This is a genomic window from Arenibacter flavimaris (assembly GCF_030291335.1).
GTDB lineage: Bacteria > Bacteroidota > Bacteroidia > Flavobacteriales > Flavobacteriaceae > Arenibacter.
Genome location: NZ_JASWIM010000005.1, coordinates 199864 through 218077 on the forward strand (window position 1 = coordinate 199864; position 18214 = coordinate 218077).

General features: G+C 40.0%; 18 protein-coding genes and 1 other RNA gene. 11 read left to right on the plus strand and 8 right to left on the minus strand.

The window, feature by feature from the left end; translation table 11 throughout:
• The first annotated feature begins 1 nt into the window (after position 1).
• Positions 2–1378: an alkaline phosphatase family protein gene (locus tag QSE00_RS06770; RefSeq protein WP_110358294.1), complete on the plus strand. Its 1377-nt coding sequence runs from the start codon at positions 2–4 to the stop codon at positions 1376–1378.
• A 1-nt stretch (position 1379) separates the two neighbouring features.
• Entirely contained in the window at positions 1380–1730 is a 351-nt protein-coding gene (locus QSE00_RS06775; protein ID WP_110358293.1) for a transmembrane 220 family protein, read from the plus strand.
• Here QSE00_RS06775 and QSE00_RS06780 read toward each other — a convergent pair.
• Positions 1727–3550 (minus strand): DNA polymerase III subunit gamma/tau, encoded by a 1824-nt coding sequence (locus QSE00_RS06780; protein ID WP_286105401.1) that lies wholly within the window; start codon positions 3548–3550, stop codon positions 1727–1729. The two genes, QSE00_RS06775 and QSE00_RS06780, sit on opposite strands and share 4 nt — an antisense overlap.
• A 134-nt stretch (positions 3551–3684) precedes the next feature.
• Here QSE00_RS06780 and rnpB point away from each other — a divergent pair.
• An RNA gene (gene rnpB / locus QSE00_RS06785) (RNase P RNA component class A) lies at positions 3685–4001 on the plus strand.
• Between the two features lie 212 nt (positions 4002–4213).
• Here rnpB and QSE00_RS06790 read toward each other — a convergent pair.
• From QSE00_RS06790 to QSE00_RS06800, 3 genes are read right to left on the minus strand one after another with little or no spacing between them, the layout of a single operon-like run.
• On the minus strand, positions 4214–4759 hold the full coding sequence (locus tag QSE00_RS06790) for an RsmD family RNA methyltransferase (RefSeq protein WP_286105402.1): 546 nt from the start codon (positions 4757–4759) through the stop codon (positions 4214–4216).
• On the minus strand, positions 4759–5595 hold the full coding sequence (locus QSE00_RS06795) for a DUF3822 family protein (protein WP_286105403.1): 837 nt from the start codon (positions 5593–5595) through the stop codon (positions 4759–4761). The genes QSE00_RS06790 and QSE00_RS06795 overlap by 1 nt, the downstream gene beginning before the upstream one ends.
• Positions 5573–6223, minus strand: coding sequence for a hypothetical protein (locus QSE00_RS06800; RefSeq protein ID WP_110358290.1), 651 nt, complete (start codon positions 6221–6223; stop codon positions 5573–5575). The genes QSE00_RS06795 and QSE00_RS06800 overlap by 23 nt, the downstream gene beginning before the upstream one ends.
• 101 nt (positions 6224–6324) lie before the next feature.
• On the opposite strand from QSE00_RS06800, the gene QSE00_RS06805 reads away from it, so the two are divergent.
• The 7 genes from QSE00_RS06805 to QSE00_RS06835 all read left to right on the plus strand — a co-directional run bounded on the left by QSE00_RS06805 (position 6325) and on the right by QSE00_RS06835 (position 13172).
• Positions 6325–7758 (plus strand): ATP-dependent DNA helicase, encoded by a 1434-nt coding sequence (locus tag QSE00_RS06805; RefSeq protein ID WP_286105404.1) that lies wholly within the window; start codon positions 6325–6327, stop codon positions 7756–7758.
• Positions 7759–7791: 33 nt separating this feature from the next.
• Positions 7792–8355: a DUF4126 domain-containing protein gene (locus QSE00_RS06810; protein WP_110358288.1), complete on the plus strand. Its 564-nt coding sequence runs from the start codon at positions 7792–7794 to the stop codon at positions 8353–8355.
• A gap of 116 nt (positions 8356–8471) precedes the next feature.
• A complete protein-coding gene (kdsB, locus tag QSE00_RS06815; RefSeq protein ID WP_110358287.1) occupies positions 8472–9200 on the plus strand; it encodes a 3-deoxy-manno-octulosonate cytidylyltransferase in 729 nt (242 codons plus the stop codon).
• Positions 9191–9892, plus strand: a complete 702-nt coding sequence (locus QSE00_RS06820) for an HAD family hydrolase (RefSeq protein WP_110358286.1) — start codon at positions 9191–9193, stop codon at positions 9890–9892. Before kdsB ends, QSE00_RS06820 begins: the two co-directional genes overlap by 10 nt.
• Positions 9893–9896: 4 nt before the next feature.
• Positions 9897–11024, plus strand: a complete 1128-nt coding sequence (locus QSE00_RS06825) for an iron-containing alcohol dehydrogenase family protein (RefSeq protein WP_286105406.1) — start codon at positions 9897–9899, stop codon at positions 11022–11024.
• A gap of 129 nt (positions 11025–11153) precedes the next feature.
• A complete protein-coding gene (locus QSE00_RS06830) occupies positions 11154–11693 on the plus strand; it encodes a 1-acyl-sn-glycerol-3-phosphate acyltransferase (RefSeq protein ID WP_110358285.1) in 540 nt (179 codons plus the stop codon).
• 384 nt (positions 11694–12077) lie between these two features.
• Positions 12078–13172: a hypothetical protein gene (locus tag QSE00_RS06835; RefSeq protein WP_286105407.1), complete on the plus strand. Its 1095-nt coding sequence runs from the start codon at positions 12078–12080 to the stop codon at positions 13170–13172.
• 92 nt (positions 13173–13264) lie between these two features.
• Here QSE00_RS06835 and QSE00_RS06840 read toward each other — a convergent pair whose 3' ends face one another.
• The 4 genes from QSE00_RS06840 to gcvT all read right to left on the minus strand — a co-directional run bounded on the left by QSE00_RS06840 (position 13265) and on the right by gcvT (position 16322).
• Positions 13265–13975 (minus strand): YebC/PmpR family DNA-binding transcriptional regulator, encoded by a 711-nt coding sequence (locus QSE00_RS06840; protein ID WP_110358283.1) that lies wholly within the window; start codon positions 13973–13975, stop codon positions 13265–13267.
• A 67-nt stretch (positions 13976–14042) separates the two neighbouring features.
• A complete protein-coding gene (locus QSE00_RS06845) occupies positions 14043–14330 on the minus strand; it encodes a 4a-hydroxytetrahydrobiopterin dehydratase (RefSeq protein WP_110358282.1) in 288 nt (95 codons plus the stop codon).
• A gap of 48 nt (positions 14331–14378) precedes the next feature.
• The gene (locus tag QSE00_RS06850; protein ID WP_110358281.1) at positions 14379–15197 is read right to left on the minus strand and encodes a sugar nucleotide-binding protein; all 819 of its coding nucleotides are present in this window, start codon (positions 15195–15197) and stop codon (positions 14379–14381) included.
• A gap of 39 nt (positions 15198–15236) precedes the next feature.
• Positions 15237–16322 (minus strand): glycine cleavage system aminomethyltransferase GcvT, encoded by a 1086-nt coding sequence (gene gcvT, locus QSE00_RS06855; protein WP_286105408.1) that lies wholly within the window; start codon positions 16320–16322, stop codon positions 15237–15239.
• Between the two features lie 261 nt (positions 16323–16583).
• Between gcvT and QSE00_RS06860 the strand changes: the two genes are divergently transcribed.
• Positions 16584–18197 carry an aminopeptidase P family protein gene (locus tag QSE00_RS06860; protein ID WP_286105409.1) on the plus strand — a complete coding sequence of 538 codons (1614 nt, stop codon included), beginning with the start codon at positions 16584–16586 and terminating at the stop codon, positions 18195–18197.
• Positions 18198–18214 lie beyond the last annotated feature (17 nt).

Sequence of the window (18214 nt, forward strand, 5' to 3'; positions counted from 1 at the left end):
CATGAAGAAAACCGTAGTGTTGAATGTTGTAGGATTAACGCGAGGATTGATAGGGGAACATACCCCCTTTATTAAATCTTTTTTGGAGAGAGGTTCATCCGCGACAATTACACCGCAATTGCCTGCGGTAACCTGTACTGTGCAGGCCACGTATTTAACGGGAAAAACCCCTTCCGAGCACGGAATCGTTGGTAATGGTTGGTATTTTAAGGAAGAACATGAGGTAAAGTTTTGGCGTCAATCCAATAGTCTCATCCAATCCGAAAAAATATGGGACAAATTAAAAATGCGGGATGGCAATTTTAGCTGCGCCAATATGTTCTGGTGGTACAATATGTATTCCAATGCGGATTTCAGTGTTACCCCTAGACCAAATTATTTGGCCGATGGCAGAAAGATTCCGGATGTGTATTCCTATCCTGCGGAGCTAAGGGATTATTTGCAAAATGAATTGGGAACTTTTCCGCTTTTCCATTTTTGGGGCCCAAAGACATCTATAAAATCCAGTAAATGGATTGCGGACGCTAGTATAAAAACCGACGTTTTGCACGATCCTACCCTCACTTTGGTATACTTGCCTCATTTGGACTACAATATGCAGCGCCATGGAACGGATTTATCCAAAATTTCAAATGATTTAAGGGAGATAGATAATGTAGTTAAGCAATTGGTGGAATATTATGAAACCAAATCGGCCCATATTATTTTACTTTCCGAATATGGGATTACCAATGTGAACAATCCCATCCATTTAAATAGAAAGCTCAGGCAAGAAGGTTACCTTGCTATTAGGGAGGAAAGGGGACTGGAATTATTGGATGCGGGTGCCAGTAAGGCGTTTGCGGTAGCGGATCATCAATTGGCCCATGTATATGTAAAGGATAAAGGGGATTTGGATAAGATCAAGGCTTTATTGAAGAACATAAAAGGGGTGGGGCAAGTGCTTTCCGGAGACGAAATTAAAGATCTACAATTGAATCATGAACGTTGTGGGGACTTGGTAGTGATAGCCGATAAGGATTCTTGGTTTACCTATTATTTCTGGTTGGATGATAAAAAGGCACCTGATTATGCAAGAATGGTGGACATTCATAAAAAGCCCGGTTATGACCCAGTAGAGATGTTAACCGATCCCAAGGATAAATTTTTGATGCCCAAGGTTATTTGGAAGTTGTTGAAAAAGAAGCTTGGTTTCCGAACGGTAATGGATATTATTCCACTCGATGCCACTTTGGTTAAAGGGTCGCATGGTAGATTACCTGAGGATTCCAAGGATCACCCAATATTGATTACCAATAAAAGTGATGCTCCCCTTAAAGATAGTCTATTGGCCACCGAAGTATACGGTATTATTGAAAATCATCTTATAAATTCTTAGTATGCGACTTTTTTCCAAAATATTTTCGGCAGTATTCACAGTATTGTTTGTTTGGGCTGCATTGGTTCAATACAACGATCCGGATGCCCTTATGTGGTACCTTATCTACGGTATTGCGGCCGTGGCGTCTTTTTTATTTTTCCTTGGAAAACTAAATTTATTGATACCAGTGTTGTTGTCGTTTGCCTACTTAATAGCGGCGTGGATTTTTTGGCCGGACCAGTTTGAAGGAGTTTCAATAGGCGGAGGCAATATAGATAATATAGAACATGCCAGAGAGTCCTTGGGACTTATAATCAATGCCCTGGTAATGTTGTTTTATGCTTGGAGGGTAAAGGTTGTCAGGGGCTAAATATCTAAATCGAACTCTTTTCGCAAAAGATCGATGGCCGGATTTTTTTCCCTTAATTTTTGGTACTTCTCTTCCGGTGTAAATGCAAATTTTTTGGCAGTGGCCTCGTTTACAGTTATTCTCAGTTGTATAAAGTGGTTATTGAGTTTTAGCTTTAAATACTCCATTAAATCGTACTTTTCCCGCTCAATTTCCTTTTTCATGGTGCCATTTGGCAACTCAATCCAAATGGTGAAATTATCGGTGAGCTTGGGAACATCGGAATGTAGGTTGGATGCCAAGATTTTCCGACCATCATTATCCAAAATGTCAACGAAAGCTGCCCAATGCTTTTGCATTTCCTCTTCCGTAAAATTGGCTTTGGGAAGGTTGCTCTCGTCAATAACATCCTCTTTTTTGTTCAGTTGATGTTCTTTTTTGGCCTTTAAGCTGGATAGTGATAGACCGGAGACCCTTCTTTCGGTAGATTTTATGTTTATTTTGGTCCTGGGCACAGGATGGGATTCCTGTACAACTTTGGCGCTGCTTTTGCCATCATTCCTAAGTGGATTTTGGGAAGCGGATGGATTTTGGGTAATTTGACCCTCTACGATGGCCCTTTCAGTATTGGGTGCATCGGTTGTGATGGTTTTAACCTCCGTTGGGTTGGATTTTACTTCTTTTTCTAAAGGGGAGGGCCTACTTACCTTATAAAAGGAGGCCGGGATTATGAAATCTGGTTTGTTACGACCATTCCCTAAGGATTCAGACTTTTTTTTTTCTCCATCAAAATCGATAGAGGCTAATTTCATTAAGGTCAATTCAACAAGAAGGCGCTGGTTTTTACTGGACTTGTACTTTATGTCGCAATCGTTGGCCATATCGATCGCCGACAATAAAAAACCACTGGTCGTATTCTTGGATTGTTCACTATAGTGTTTTTTTGCCTCCTCTCCAACTTCTAAGAGCTCAATGGTGTTTTGATGCTGGCATACCATTAAATCCCTAAAATGTGAGGCCAGACCACTTATAAAATGGTGTCCGTCAAAACCTCTGGCCAAGGTTTCATTGAAAAGAATCAATAAGCCCGGAATATCATGTTTTAAAATAAGATCCGTAGCTGCAAAATAAGTGTCGTAATCAAGTACGTTTAAATTCTCGGTTACGGCCTTCCTGGTCAATTTTTTACCCGAGAAGCTCACTACCCTATCAAAGATGGAAAGCGCATCCCTCATAGCGCCGTCCGCTTTTTGGGCTATGATATGAAGTGCATCGTCTTCAGCTTCTATCTCTTGGTTCTCCGCAATATATTTAAGGTATTCGGCAGCATCCTTTACCGTGATGCGTTTAAAATCAAATATCTGGCATCGGGATAAAATGGTAGGGATAATTTTATGCTTTTCAGTCGTGGCCAATATAAATATGGCATGGGCAGGAGGTTCCTCAAGTGTCTTTAAGAAAGCATTAAAGGCAGCCTGGGAAAGCATGTGCACCTCATCAATAATATATACCTTATATTTTCCAACCTGAGGGGGTATCCGCACTTGACTTGTCAACTCCCTTATGTCATCTACCGAATTATTGGATGCTGCATCCAGTTCAAAGATGTTGAAAGCATAGTCCTCATCTTCGTCCGTTCTGCCATCCTGGTTGATCTTTTTTGCTAAAATACGGGCACAGGTAGTTTTTCCTACACCTCTGGGACCTGTAAACAATAATGCCTGAGCCAGGTGATCGTTTTCTATGGCGTTGGTCAAGGTGTTTGTAATAGCCTGTTGCCCAACAACATCCTTGAATGTTTGGGGTCTATATTTTCGGGCGGATACAATAAAAGGTTCCAAGGCTATTAACTTAAATTTTATATACTTACAAAACGCCTGAGGCGTGAAGTACAAATATAAAAATAGCATTGTATTAAAGGGCCTATTTAACTTTCTTTAGTATTTTATTTATCAACAATTGAATTACCTTTGTAGCAGCAGGTCGCCTTATCGCTCCCCGCGTTCCGTGGGGAGAGGAAAGTCCGGACACCATAGTGCAGTATAGCGGGTAACGCCCGTCCATTGAGAGATGAGGACAAGTGCAACAGAAAGTATGTACAGGTTATGCTGTAGTGAAACCAGGTAAACTCTATACGGTGCAACGTCATGTAAATCAGTGTTTGAGGGCTGCACGCCCAAGCTGAAGGGTAGGCGGTTAGAGCCTTTGGGCAACCATGGGCCTAGATAAATGATAGGGAGGCCATGAAGTATTTCAAGGCTAACAGAATCCGGCTTATGACCTGCTTTTTTTAATGAGACAGCATTTGCTATGCAAATGCGTAGTCGAATTAATGCCGCCGCAGGGCGGTATCTTCCTGATGAATGTGGCCAATGAAGATTTTTTGATTAATGCCGCCGCAGGGCGGTATCTTCTTGATGAATGCGGCCATTGGAAGATTTTTTTTGATTAATGCCGCCGCAGGCAGCATCTTTTCCTTATAATTCGGTCGGCCCAAACTTTCATTATTCTTCCATCCATTCGAAAAAGCTAAAAACACTACCGCCATATCTTCTTTGGTGGGTGAAGTGCTCCAAATGTGATAGATCGGAATGTTTCGAATGCTCAACGATCAAAACACCGTTCTCTAGCAGCAGCTGCCTTTCAAAGACCAATTTGGGAATGGTGGCGAATTCTTCAGGGGACAGATCGTAGGGCGGATCGGCAAATATAATATGTGCTTTTATTGGGTTGGCCTGCAAATATTGAAATACATCTTTTTTGATGGTCGTTATAGGAAAGTCCAATTCTGAGGATGTGGCGGTAATAAACTTGACACATCCAAAGTCTGCATCTACGGCGGTAATATTTTCGGAGCCTCTAGAGGCAAATTCATAACTAATGTTTCCTGTTCCGGCAAAGAGATCCAAGACGCTCACCTCGTTAAAGTGGTATTGGTTATTGAGTATGTTGAAGAGGGCCTCCTTGGCCATATCGGTTGTGGGTCGGACAGGCAGTTTTTTAGGGGCAGTTAGTCTTTGGCCTTTGTTCTTACCGGATATAATGCGCATTAAAGAGTGTTTAGTAGTGTAAAATCTATGGTCTCCTTTTCCGATCCCCCAAAATGATAAAATGAAGTGTTGGAGGGGATGAAAATGGAAATGTCCCTTATGTATTGATGGCACATATTATATAATTCATCACCTTCCTCAATAGATCCAAAAAGTTTGAGTTTGGTGGTGTCCGTATCCAATTTTAATTGTTCCAAAGTAAATAATAGATAGTATATAAAATCTTCCTTGGTGGAAAAGCTGAAGTTGTTGAACAGTATCAACTTTTTGTTGGAAATTACGGCTATATCCATATGACCCTCAATAAGATGTACATAACAAATAGAGTCGCTTTGATTGCCGTGATGGGTCGTCAAGGTCTGAATCATGATCGTTCCATGGTGCATAAATTCAAATTCGCCGAAAAGGTCGTATATGTAATTGTTTATATTCATAAAGGGAACATAAACGTTAACCATGTCCAGACTTTTAATTTCATCGTATTCCAGATGGTCGTTCGCTAGGATTTTGGCATTGAATTTTAGGTAATTGGCCAACTCATCTTTGTTGAAAAGTGCTTGTGGGACCAAGCTAAAAAGATTGTTCCGATGTATGACGACGACTTCGGAAAACTTTATGTTGCTTACCTTATTTTTTTCAAAGAGCTGTTTGATCTCCTTTTGAACGGCATAAGGGGTAAGTTCATTTTCAAACACTAGTCTTTCCGAAGCAAGAATGGTATTGGATAGTGTGTCCAGTACACAAAAAGAAAGTCCATTCAAGCTAACTTGAATGGACAATTTATGATATTCCGATTTAGAATTTTCTAAAACGCTATTGGTCGTTTCGTTTGTCATATATAGAGGGCCAATTTCCACTAGTACTTACCTCGGTCAATGATCCAACCTTAATTACATTTCCATTTACCTCATCTACATTAATTTGGGTGTTTTCCCTTGCCAATAAAGATTTGGGTTGGTCATGTAAAACAACATCCTTCCTAACTTTTACTTCGAAGACGGGAGCTTTGTATCCGCTTTTTTCGATGATGGTCGACTTCATTTCAAATTTCTCACCATTGGGAGCAAAAGGTACGTTCATCATTGTCTTAAAACGATCGTCTTTCTTGAACAAGGAATCCTTCACTGAAACAGTACCAAGTGTATCAATTATCTTAACCTCTTTCAACATGTCGATACCAAAATTCTTATCGTACTCCAAATAAGAGGAATCTCTCTGTTGGGTAATGGTATATTTGCCGGTGTCCACAAAACTTACTAAGGATTCAAAATCCTTTGCATATCTGCCATTTACAGTTTTGTACGCTTCTTGGGAATTTCTAATATCCTTCAAATTTGAGATTACCTTGGCAAAACGTTCTTGCTTAACTTTCTTAAATTCAATGGGGCCGTTCACAGAATTATATATCATATAACCCAACACGATAGATACTATCCAAAGGAAAATTTGTAAAATGGTCTTCATTTTGTAAGTGTTATTTTATTTAGTGGTTGTCACAAATCTACAATTTTTTTTTAATGGTAAAAGTATTTGACCTTAAAAATACTGATTATCTTTGATGTCCTATGACTTCTATAACCGACGCTACTTTTTTTAAACTACTTACAGACAAATTTCCGCATGTTCCAACTGCCAAGCAGTCAGTGGCTTTGCAAAAACTTGCAAGTTTTGTTTTGTCCAAGGAAAAGGATAGTGTTTTTATGTTAAAAGGGTTTGCGGGTACTGGAAAAACAACCATTGTGGGGACTATTGTGACCAATCTTTGGAAGACTACGATGAAGGCTGTTTTAATGGCTCCTACAGGCAGGGCGGCCAAGGTCATGTCCAATTACTCGGGAACACAGGCTTTTACAATTCATAGAAAAATCTATTTTCCCAAAAAGCAGAGTGGGGGTGGGGTACAGTTCGTATTATCGCCCAACAAGCATAGAAATACTATTTTTATTGTGGATGAGGCCTCCATGATTTCCGATACGCGTACTGATTCCAAGTTAATGGAGAATGGGTCCCTCCTGGACGATTTATTAATGTATGTTTATTCGGGACATAATTGTAAGCTAATCCTCATTGGCGATACCGCACAGCTTCCGCCCGTACATTTGAATATTAGTCCGGCCCTTGATGAAGATCAGTTATCCTTGAATTATAATAAGGAAGTTATAAAATTGGAGTTGGATGAGGTAGTGAGGCAAGCCGAAGATTCTGGAATTTTAGTAAACGCCACCAACTTAAGGGAACAACTGCAAAATGAGTTCTTTGATGACTTTAAGTTTTCGGTCAGCCATTATACCGATATAGTTCGCCTGGTGGATGGCAATGATATCCAAGAGGCCATAGATGATTCCTACTCTCAAAATGGTAAAGAGGAAACCGCCATTATAGTACGCTCCAATAAAAGGGCAAATCTATACAATGGAAATATTAGGAATAGAATCCTATATCTGGAAAACGAATTGGCCACAGGGGATTATATGATGGTAGTCAAAAACAACTATTTTTGGTTAAAACCTACCTCGGAGGCTGGTTTTATTGCCAACGGAGATATCATTGAAGTGTTGGAGATTTTTTCCATTAAGGAGTTGTACGGTTTTAAATTTGCAGAGGTTAAAGTGAAAATGGTAGATTATCCCAACCAAAAACCGTTCGAAACAGTCCTGCTTTTGGATACTATTATGGCAGAGACCCCATCTTTATCCTATGATGATGGCAACCGCCTTTATCAGGAAGTTATGAAGGATTATGCCGATGAGAAATCCAAATACAAAAAGTTTTTGGCAGTAAAGAACAATAAATTTTTTAATGCACTTCAGGTTAAATTCTCTTACGCAATTACCTGTCATAAGTCCCAAGGTGGGCAATGGGATACCGTCTTCGTGGAACAACCTTATTTGCCCAATGGAATAGACAAGGAATATCTTCGTTGGTTGTATACTGCCGTGACCAGGGCCAAGCACAAATTGTACCTCATAGGCTTTAAGGACGATTTTTTTGTTGATTAGGAATAGCCTAATTTCGCATTATAGTTTTCGAATATGACTTTTGAAACCATTTTAAGCATATTTTTAGGTATAGGGCTGGCGGCATCTGTTGGCTTTAGGATTTTTTTGCCTTTGTTTGCTTTGAGTTTGGCCGCTTATTTTGATGTTTGGCAATTAAATGAAAGTTGGGAATGGGTAGGAAGCATGGCTGCCTTAATAACCTTTGGCGTTGCTACTATTGTAGAAATTTTTGCATATTTTATTCCTTGGTTGGACAATTTGCTGGATAGTTTCGCCCTGCCTATGGCCGCTTTGGCAGGTACCGCCGTTATGGTGTCCACCGCTGCCAATTTAGATCCTGTAATTACCTGGACCTTGGCCATTATAGCTGGTGGGGGAACGGCCACCGCAATTAAAGGAGCTTCGGCTACCGGCAGATTGGCCTCAACGGCCACCACTGGCGGAGTGGCCAACCCTGTTATCGGTTTGGTGGAAACGGGAACTGCGGCCGTAGTAACTACCGCATCTATTTTTGCTCCGATTCTTGCAGCGTTTTTGGTCCTTATTATATGGATTGTCGTATATAGGCTATATAGAAAAATTAGACCAAGAACATAATCCATATTAAATTTGAATAATTTACGGGTGAAATGGGCATGACCCAAAACTGGGCACAAAATCAATCAAGATATGCGTATTACATATGACCGTCAAATATCGATAAATAGCTACTTATGAAAATTATTGCAATGATACCGGCTCGTTATGCGGCCTCAAGGTTTCCAGGTAAGCTTATGCAGGACCTTCAAGGGAAACCGGTTATCCAAAGGACCTATGAAGCCGCAGTGAATACTGGTCTGTTTCAGGAAGTGTATGTAGTTACGGACAGTACTACAATATACGATACCATTGCCAATATTGGCGGTAAGGCCATAATGAGCATAAAGCAACATGAGTGTGGAAGTGACCGTATAGCAGAGGCAGTGGAATCCATGGATGTAGATATCATCGTAAATGTTCAGGGAGATGAGCCATTTACGGATAGGGAAAGCTTGGTAAGTGTAATTGAAGTTTTTAAGGATGACGTAAAAAAGGAAATAGATTTAGCTTCCTTGATGACCAGAATTACCGATTGGGTCGAGATCAATGATCCCAATACGGTTAAGGTAATTGTGGATAACCAACATTTTGCCCTATATTTTTCGAGGGCCCCAATTCCGTATCCCAGGTCAAGGGAGTTGGACATACCTTATTTTAAACATAAGGGAATCTATGCTTTTAGAAAAAGTGCACTGATGGATTTTCAGAGACTGCCTATGCTTATATTGGAAGCGACAGAAAAAATAGAAGCCATTCGTTACCTGGAGTATGGAAAGAAAATTAAGATGGTAGAAACCAGTGTTACCGGTATAGAAATAGATACTCCCGAAGATTTGGAAAAAGCCAAAAAGGTATGGAGGTAGATTTTGGAAAAATCAGGGTAGTTGGTTTTGATGCCGATGATACCCTATGGGTAAATGAGACCTATTTTAGGAATGCGGAAGAAAAATTTGCCAGTCTTCTGGATAACTATGAAACCAAGAATCAAATAGATCAGGAACTCTTTAAAACGGAGATTAAGAACCTAGAACTATATGGTTATGGTATTAAGGGGTTTATGTTGTCCATGATAGAATCTGCCCTGGATCTGTCGAATAATAGGATTTCGCAGGCAACGATTACGGAAATTTTGAATCTAGGGAAGGAAATGTTGACGCACCCAGTGGAATTATTGGATGGGGTGGAGCAGGTATTGGAAGCATTAAAGGATAAATATCGGCTAATAGTATTGACCAAAGGGGATTTGTTGGATCAAGAGCGGAAATTGGAAAAATCGGGTTTATCCCAATATTTTCACCATGTAGAAGTTCTGAGCGATAAAAAGGAGGAAAATTATAGGAATCTGCTGGAGCATTTGGAAATTCCTGTGGAGGAGTTTTTAATGATTGGAAATTCTTTAAAATCGGACGTATTGCCTATTCTGAAAATTGGTGCAAAAGCTGTACATATCCCCTTTCATACCACTTGGCAACATGAAGAAGTGAAGATGGAGGAACATAATAACGATCATCTCACCTTAAATGGTATCTCCGATATCTTAGAGTATCTTAAGTAAGTTTATGGACATAAAGAGTAAAAATATCAACACAATTATAAGCCCTGAATTGAAGACAAATTACAAGAATTTTCCTATGGTACCACGCGTTATATTTGGTGCAGGATCTTTTGGGCAACTTGGGGAAATTTTACTGCCAAAACGGATCAACTCCGAGGCACCATTTATTTTTTTGGTAGACGATGTGTTCGAAAGCACGGGAATTATTTCTAGAATCCCCTTGGTCTTTAACGATCAAATAATATTCATTTCAGCGGATGAGGAACCTAAAACAGCCCAAGTAGATGCCTTGGTGCAGAAAATTAAAAACGATTATGCCCATTTGCCTTCTGGAATTATAGGTATTGGTGGGGGAACATTACTTGATCTGGCAAAGGCCGTGGCAATCATGTTGACCAATAAGGGCAATGCCCATCAATACCAAGGTTGGGATTTGGTAAGAAACCCTTCCGTATATCACGTAGGTATACCTACCATCAGCGGTACCGGAGCAGAAGTATCCAGGACAACGGTTCTATTGGGGCCGGAGAAAAAACTGGGAATCAACTCGGACTATACCACTTTTGATCAAGTGCTTATGGATCCCGATTTAACAAAGGGGGTGTCCAAGGAACAATGGTTCTTTACCGGTATGGATTGTTTTATTCATTGTATAGAATCACTAAGTGGTACTTTTCTAAATGCATTTAGCCAGAGCTATGGTGAGAAGGCATTGGAGCTATGTAAAGAGGTCTATTTGGAAGATAGGCAAGAGGATGATGCTAGAAATAAATTAATGATGGCTTCGTGGCATGGGGGAATGAGCATTGCCTATTCACAAGTAGGGGTTGCACATGCCATGAGCTATGGCCTGTCCTATTTATTGGGAGTTAGACATGGAATAGGGAACTGTTTGGTGTTCCAACATTTAAAGGAGTTTTATCCTGAAGGGGTGGAATTATTTGATAAAATGAGGGAAAGGCATAATATTCAGCTGCCCAAAGGCATTTGTAGTGAACTGACGAACGATGATTTTGAAATTATGATCAATGTGGCGCTTGGTCTTGGGCCTCTATGGGAAAATGCCCTTGGAAAGGAATGGAGGACTATTATAACCCCTGAGAAATTAAAGTCGATCTATCAAAAAATATAGTATATCCAACACGATGCTGTAGTTTCATGGCAGTGCTTTGTGGTATATGTAAATGGGGCAGGTATCGTTGAATGGGGATATCTGTAATAGGTACAAAAGACTTCGAACGTTTTAAATAGTTGTTGGTTTATGCAGACCCTTGCCAAATTAATATATTTTAAAATTTTAGGCTGGAAATTGGTTGGTTCCTTTCCACAGCTGGACAAATGTGTTGTTATTGTGGTGCCACATACCAGTTGGGTCGATTTTTTATTGGGACTTCTAATTCGACGGGTATTGAACGAGGATATTCATTTTATAGGAAAGAAGGCGCTGTTTAAACCTCCATTTGGCTGGTACTTTCGCTGGATGGGCGGAACTCCCATTGATAGAAGTAAAAATATGGATACCGTGAGTGCTACGGCCAAGATATTTGATCAAAACAAAAAGTTCAGATTGGCGCTTTCCCCCGAGGGAACCAGAAAAAAGGTTGCGAAATGGCGGACCGGTTTCTATTATATAGCCAAAACGGCCAAGGTTCCCATTGTTATGGTGGCCTTCGATTTTGGAAAAAAACAGATCAAAATCTCCAAACCACATTATCCTACGGAAAATAAAGGGGAGGATTTTGCAACCTACAAGGCATTTTTTAAAGGGGTAGTGGGCAAGGTACCGGAAAATAGCTTTTGAGTATTTTTAAAGATACCTCGTCTAGACCGTATAAATATCTCCTGGCCAAGCCGTATTTCTACCAGTTCAAACATATTTCCATAAAGGATTTTTGGTGGTGGATATTTTGACTGTCCAAATAAGAGGAAGCGCTATATGTATTTGGAAGGTCATACTGCTGGACGCCTTGGATTTAATTCCCCCGATAAAATTAAAACTGCTCTAAATGGGCTGTACACAACAATTTCGGGCATTTATACATCTTTGGTGCCATAATAAATCCATTTTTAGGTCTGGAATACTAATTTTGATCATGTTACGTTATGAAGGGACAAGGTGCAAGCCTCTATATTACATAGCATAACGATGATTAAAACAGCATTTATAGTATAAATTCCATAGAGAATGAAAAGTAATCGAATAATAGTATTTTTAATCGCCGTCTTCTGTTGTTCCTCGACCATGGCGCAATCCGAAGTTATGGTTACAAGCTTGGACGATGACAATGGCACGGGCACTCTACGATGGGCCATAAATACGGCCAATACTGATATGGAGGTCAATAAAATAACCTTTATGGAAGGATTGGAGGGGACTCTTAGTTTGGCTTCGGACCTACCCCACATTACCAATAACCTGACCATTATTGGACCAGGGGCTAAGAATGTGGTCATTTCTGGGGAGGGGGCTTATCGTATGTTTGTGGTTAATAAAGGGTTTAGTTTGGATATTTCTGGATTTACCTTAACCGATTCTGCGGATAATTATAATGATGGAACTATTTTTGCCGTTTCTGGGTCGGCAATAAATGCCTCTGAAATAACGGTTACGGGAGTTAGCAACCAAACTGCATTTTGGTCCAAGGGAGATAATTCTTCCATTACGATCTCCAATTCTATCTTTGAAAATAATTCAGCAACCTTATTTCGAAGTTATTGGGGGTCAACACCAAGTTTTACTTCGGACAATGAAAATGACTATACCAATAGAATTACGATTACCGGATCCTCTTTTATTTCCAATAGGGGATTGATCTTTTCAACAGAGCATTATGTGAAGATCGATAATTGCACCTTTAGAGGTAATTATGATCAAATAGCCAGTTTTAAGGGGGTAAACCGCTACCAAATATTGAACTCCAAATTTGTAAATAATACAGGTCGTTTACTGTTTACTTTTTCAAGTAAGATTGGCGATACCCCTTCCTGGGGAGAAGATACCCTAGGGACCAATAATACCCTTTTTGACGGGAACCTGTTTCAGGGGAATACGGGAACTATTATTAATACAGGGGGAGGATTTAAACATGATTCCAAAACAACCATTACCAATAACATTTTTGTCAACAACGGCAATAACTGGTATGGAAATCCAATAGAAACTTCAGGAAACCAGCAGAATAATTTTATTACCTCGGTTACCCCGGCGGACGATGAGGGGACGGTTGTTCTAACGTTGAACAAGTCACTTATCATCCAGTCTGAGGATAAACTGCATTAAAATATTCAGAATTTTTTACCTGATCCCATAATATTAAAAAACCAAAAGAGGCCCATATGTGGGCCTCTTTTGGTATGTAAAAAAAGTGATTATTATTCCTGCATGGTGTGGTACACATTTTGCACATCATCATCCTCTTCAATTTTCTCCAAGAGTTTTTCAACATCGGCCGCTTCTTCCTCGCTAAGGGCCTTGGTGACCTGTGGAATACGATCAAAACCTGAAGATAGAATTTCAATCCCTCTGTTCTCCAGTTCTTTCTGAATGGCCCCGAAACTTTCAAAGGGAGCATAGATCAAAATACCATCCTCATCGGCAAAAACTTCTTCGGCCCCAAAGTCGATCATTTCCAATTCCAGTTCCTCAGGGTCTATTCCTTCGGCAGGAATCCTAAAATTACAGGTATGGTCGAACATGAACTCAACCGAACCAGAGGTTCCCAGGCTACCGTTGCATTTATTGAAGTAGCTTCTAACATTGGCTACGGTCCTCGTATTATTGTCTGTAGCGGTTTCTACTAAAATGGCAATCCCATGAGGGGCATATCCTTCAAAAAGTACTTCCTTATAATCGCCCAAACTTTTGTCAGAAGCACGTTTAATGGCCCTTTCCACATTGTCCTTGGGCATGTTTACCGCCTTGGCATTTTGAATAACGGCCCTTAATCGCGCATTGGAGCTCGGGTCTGGCCCTCCCTCTTTTACTGCCATTACAATGTCTTTGCCTATTCTGGTAAAGGCTTTTGACATTGCGGACCACCTTTTCATTTTACGTGCTTTTCTAAACTCAAAAGCTCTTCCCATTTTTTAGTTTTATTAGAGTAATATGGAACAAATTTAATAATTTTTACTGCTGGCGCAAGAGTTAGGCTTACTTGCTAACAATAATTTCCTCAATACTGTGGGCCAACTTAAAATCTTTGTCTGTAACTCCCTCCGCATCATGGGTGGAAAGCCTTATATTAAGGGAATTGTATACGTTGCCCCAATCCGGATGGTGATTTTGTGCTTCACATTCAAAGGCAATTCTGGTCATTACCGAGAAAGCGTCCTTAAAATTTTTAAATTCAAAGGAGGTTTCAATGGCACCGTCCACGTAATCCCAACCATCCAGTTCATGCAATCGACTTTCTATTTCTGATTCCGATAATTTTTTCATGTCGGTATTTTTAATAAAGTTAATTAAAACAGGACAATTCCAAGCAGCTTACTCACTAAAGATATGATGGTCTATTATATTCTGATAGTTAAATAATAAATCTTTGGGAAGTCGGTTCGTTTTTGGCAATACCGCCAAATAGCGGTCTTCATTGGTGGTAAAGACATGCTTATAGATGGGTTGATAGTTGCCAATTCGGTCTACAATTTCCTTTATAAAATCTTCGTGATGTATGAGGTCTACACTTCCCAGGTGAAAAGTCCCCGACATATTGTGATTTATTAGGTAATGAATTTGTTGTGTTAGTTTATCATCGTTGGTAACGTTTATGATCAAATTGGGAAATACTTCAATGGGTTCCTTATTGGTCAGGGCATTCTTAATTTCCCTAATTCTTGGTGAATTTATACCAAAAACCATAGGCACTCTAAGAATTGCCATTTTGGAAACAGGTATTCTCAGAAGCATATTTTCTATTTTAATTTTCAGGCGGCCATAGACACTTTCGGACAAGGTCTTATCGTTCTCATAAGAAGGGTATTTGCTATAAGCGTCAAAAACATTGGCAGAGGAAATAAAATACAATTTGCAATCCTTGTTTTGTATGTATTCTACTATATGTTGATGGGCCATTATCTGCGCTTGGAAATTTCCTCTTAGGGCAGAAATGATTAAGTCGGGTTTTACTTTGTTCAGAATATCATGAACATCATCTTCTTCCAGGTCATACCGGAAGAATTGTTGATTGTTCCCAAAGCTCTTTCTGGACGAGTAATAAGTACCATAGGTGTCAAAATAGGAATTCAATTCCCTGTAAATGGCATTTCCTATAAATCCACTTGCTCCTAATATGAGTATTTTGTTCATTCTATCACCTCCTTTTGCAAAACTCAGTTGCTTTATCTATTAAACTTTGTAAAAAGGAAGTTTAATTATGGTGGCAGGAATGGCATTTTTCCTAATTTGAATATGTATTTTATTACCTATTTGCGATAGGGCTGTAGGTACATACCCCAAACCTATGCCTTTCCCCAAGGAAGGCGACATGGTGCCCGAGGTTACGACCCCTATTTTATTTCCCAAGGGATCAACAATGTCGTAATCGTGCCTAGGGATCCCTTTTTCATCCAGCTCAAAGGCAACCAGTTTTTTGGCAACACCTTCTTCCTTCTGTTTTGCCAAGGCTTCGCTATTTACAAAATCCTTGGTAAATTTAGTTATCCACCCCAAACCGGCTTCCAAAGGTGAGGTAGTATCATTTATGTCGTTACCGTATAAACAGTAACCCATTTCCAATCTCAAGGTATCCCTGGCGGCAAGTCCAATAGGTTTTATGTTGTAGGCGGCACCGGCTTCAAAAACCTTGTCCCAAATCTGTTGTACTTCTTCATCCTTACAATAAATTTCAAAACCGCCTGAGCCCGTATAACCGGTAGCGGATATAATTACATGCTCAATACCCGCAAAATCTGCCACTTCAAAACTGTAGAATTTAATTGCACTTAAATCTATGGACGTTAAGGATTGCATAGCTTCCACAGCTTTGGGACCTTGAATGGCAAGAAGGGAATATCCATCCGATATATTGCGCATATCCGCTCCGAATTTTTCATTGTATTTGCTAATATGCTCCCAATCCTTATCGATATTTGATGCGTTTACAACCAATAAATATTGTTCTTCCTTGATTTTGTAAACTATGAGATCGTCCACAATACCGCCGGTTTCGTTAGGTAAACAACTGTATTGTGCCTTTCCTATGGTTAATTTGGATACATCATTGGAAGTTACTTTTTGTAGCAGGTCCAAGGCCTTGGGCCCACCTACCAAGAACTCACCCATATGGGAAACATCAAAGACGCCCACTCCTTTACGGACCGTTTCGTGCTCTATATTAACTCCTTCATAGGAAACAGGCATATTATATCCTGCAAATGGTACCATTTTGGCGCCCAATGCCTCATGGGTTTTTGTCAATGCTGTGTTTTTCATTTGAATAAATTGAGGCGTAAAAATATTGAAAATTAATAGAAGGAAGAATCTATATACTTTTTGTTTTGCACAAATTAATGTTAATTTGGATTTGTACTTTGCTAATTGGTAGGGGAGGGTGACGGTCACTGAGTAGATGGAGCGGTGGATATTTTTGTCCATTTGGGAATTGGCGGGTTGATTTTCCCTGGTTTTACTGCCCATGCTCAATGGCTGTGGTATTATAATTGATTATTTTTAAACTTTATTTTAATGATGGCTATGAGAAATTTGATACATATTTTTTTATTTCTTTTTTTAACACCTTTGGTTCAGGCACAGGAAGTCTCCAACGATTTTTTAAGTGCGGATTTTCATAAGGAAAGGCGGCAGGCAGTACGCAAGGCCGTGCCTCCGAATAGTGTGGCCGTTTTTTTTGCTGCTGCCGTTAGGAATAGGGCAAATGATGTGGATTATATATACCATCAAGATCCGGATTTTTATTATTTATCGGGGTACAAGGAGCCAAATGCCCTAATGCTCATATTTTCCGAAATGCAAAAAGACAGGGACGGGGGTAGTTATAATGAGGTGTTCTATGCCCAGAAAAGGGATGTAAAGGCCGAACAATGGAATGGGAAACGGTTGGGAGTAGAAGGGGTTAAAGAGAAATTGGGGTTTGACCGCGTCTTTAATGCGGAGGAGTTTTTAAACGCGGACATGAATTTTTCCAAGTTTGAAAATGTACTATTTTTCGATTTTAAAAATGATTTTAGGGATACCAATGATCCTGCTGATATATTTGATTTGATAAGGGTGTTTAAGGAAAAGTCCAATTATCCGTCAGATTACGATGCCACTAAACAGCATCTTTATAGTATGATCAGGTCCACGGAACTCGAAAATAGTGCCAATGTGGCCCAGACTCTGGGGAGGTATTTAAATTATTACCAGGAATTGAAATCGGATAAATTATTGGTCGATTATGTGGAGGCCACAGACGATAGATCTAGAATCGAAATTAAGGAGAAGGTGGCCCTTCAATTGAAATCCAACAACCTTAACAGCGCCATGTTGGAAGAAATAATGAATACCTTAAGGGAAATTAAGACCAAGGAAGAATTGGTACTGCTAAAGAAGGCCGTAGAGATTTCGGCCGTGGGACAAATAGAGGTAATGAAGGCCATGCACCCCAATATGTCCGAAATGGAGATTCAAGGGGTACATGAGTTTGTTTATAAGAAGTATGGTGCCGAATATGAGGGCTACCCATCCATAGTGGGTGGAGGGAATAATGGTTGTATTTTACATTATATAGAGAATAATAAGCCTAAAGTGGGGAACGATTTGGTCTTGATGGATTTGGGAGCCGAATATCACGGTTATACCGCCGATGTAACCCGGACCATTCCGGCGAATGGAAAATTTTCAAAGGATCAAAAGCAGATTTACGATATTGTTTATAAGGCCCAAGAGGCGGGAATAAAAGCCAGTGTGGTCGGGGCGTCCTTTCAGGCTCCAGGACAGGCTGCAAGTGAAGTTGTTGCGAAAGGGTTGATGCAACTGGGAATTATTGGAAGCCCGGAAGAGGCCAGAAAATATTTTCCACATGGCACATCCCATTATTTGGGCCTTGATGTGCACGATAAAGGTACCTATCAACCCTTTAAGGAAAATACGGTGATTACAGTGGAACCCGGTATTTATATACCTGAGGGAAGCGAATGTGATAAGAGATGGTGGGGAATAGCGGTAAGGATTGAAGATGATATACTTATCACCAAAAATGGTCCTGTTAATTTATCGGCAATGGCTCCCAGGACTACTGAAGCCATAGAGGCTGTAATGAAACAATCCAGTCCTTTGGAGCAGTTTAAATTACCAGCCTTGGATTAGTTGTGTTTCTGGCAGGA

Bases quoted from the DNA above. Each gene is read 5' to 3' on its own strand.
- QSE00_RS06770 (WP_110358294.1), top strand. From the start codon at position 2: ATGAAGAAAACCGTAGTGTTGAATGTTGTAGGATTAACGCGAGGATTG.
- QSE00_RS06775 (WP_110358293.1), top strand. From the start codon at position 1,380: ATGCGACTTTTTTCCAAAATATTTTCGGCAGTATTCACAGTATTGTTT.
- QSE00_RS06790 (WP_286105402.1), bottom strand. From the start codon at position 4,759: ATGCGCATTATATCCGGTAAGAACAAAGGCCAAAGACTAACTGCCCCT.
- QSE00_RS06795 (WP_286105403.1), bottom strand. From the start codon at position 5,595: ATGACAAACGAAACGACCAATAGCGTTTTAGAAAATTCTAAATCGGAA.
- QSE00_RS06800 (WP_110358290.1), bottom strand. From the start codon at position 6,223: ATGAAGACCATTTTACAAATTTTCCTTTGGATAGTATCTATCGTGTTG.
- QSE00_RS06805 (WP_286105404.1), top strand. From the start codon at position 6,325: ATGACTTCTATAACCGACGCTACTTTTTTTAAACTACTTACAGACAAA.
- QSE00_RS06810 (WP_110358288.1), top strand. From the start codon at position 7,792: ATGACTTTTGAAACCATTTTAAGCATATTTTTAGGTATAGGGCTGGCG.
- kdsB (WP_110358287.1), top strand. From the start codon at position 8,472: ATGAAAATTATTGCAATGATACCGGCTCGTTATGCGGCCTCAAGGTTT.
- QSE00_RS06820 (WP_110358286.1), top strand. From the start codon at position 9,191: ATGGAGGTAGATTTTGGAAAAATCAGGGTAGTTGGTTTTGATGCCGAT.
- QSE00_RS06825 (WP_286105406.1), top strand. From the start codon at position 9,897: ATGGACATAAAGAGTAAAAATATCAACACAATTATAAGCCCTGAATTG.
- QSE00_RS06830 (WP_110358285.1), top strand. From the start codon at position 11,154: ATGCAGACCCTTGCCAAATTAATATATTTTAAAATTTTAGGCTGGAAA.
- QSE00_RS06835 (WP_286105407.1), top strand. From the start codon at position 12,078: ATGAAAAGTAATCGAATAATAGTATTTTTAATCGCCGTCTTCTGTTGT.
- QSE00_RS06840 (WP_110358283.1), bottom strand. From the start codon at position 13,975: ATGGGAAGAGCTTTTGAGTTTAGAAAAGCACGTAAAATGAAAAGGTGG.
- QSE00_RS06845 (WP_110358282.1), bottom strand. From the start codon at position 14,330: ATGAAAAAATTATCGGAATCAGAAATAGAAAGTCGATTGCATGAACTG.
- QSE00_RS06850 (WP_110358281.1), bottom strand. From the start codon at position 15,197: ATGAACAAAATACTCATATTAGGAGCAAGTGGATTTATAGGAAATGCC.
- gcvT (WP_286105408.1), bottom strand. From the start codon at position 16,322: ATGAAAAACACAGCATTGACAAAAACCCATGAGGCATTGGGCGCCAAA.
- QSE00_RS06860 (WP_286105409.1), top strand. From the start codon at position 16,584: ATGAGAAATTTGATACATATTTTTTTATTTCTTTTTTTAACACCTTTG.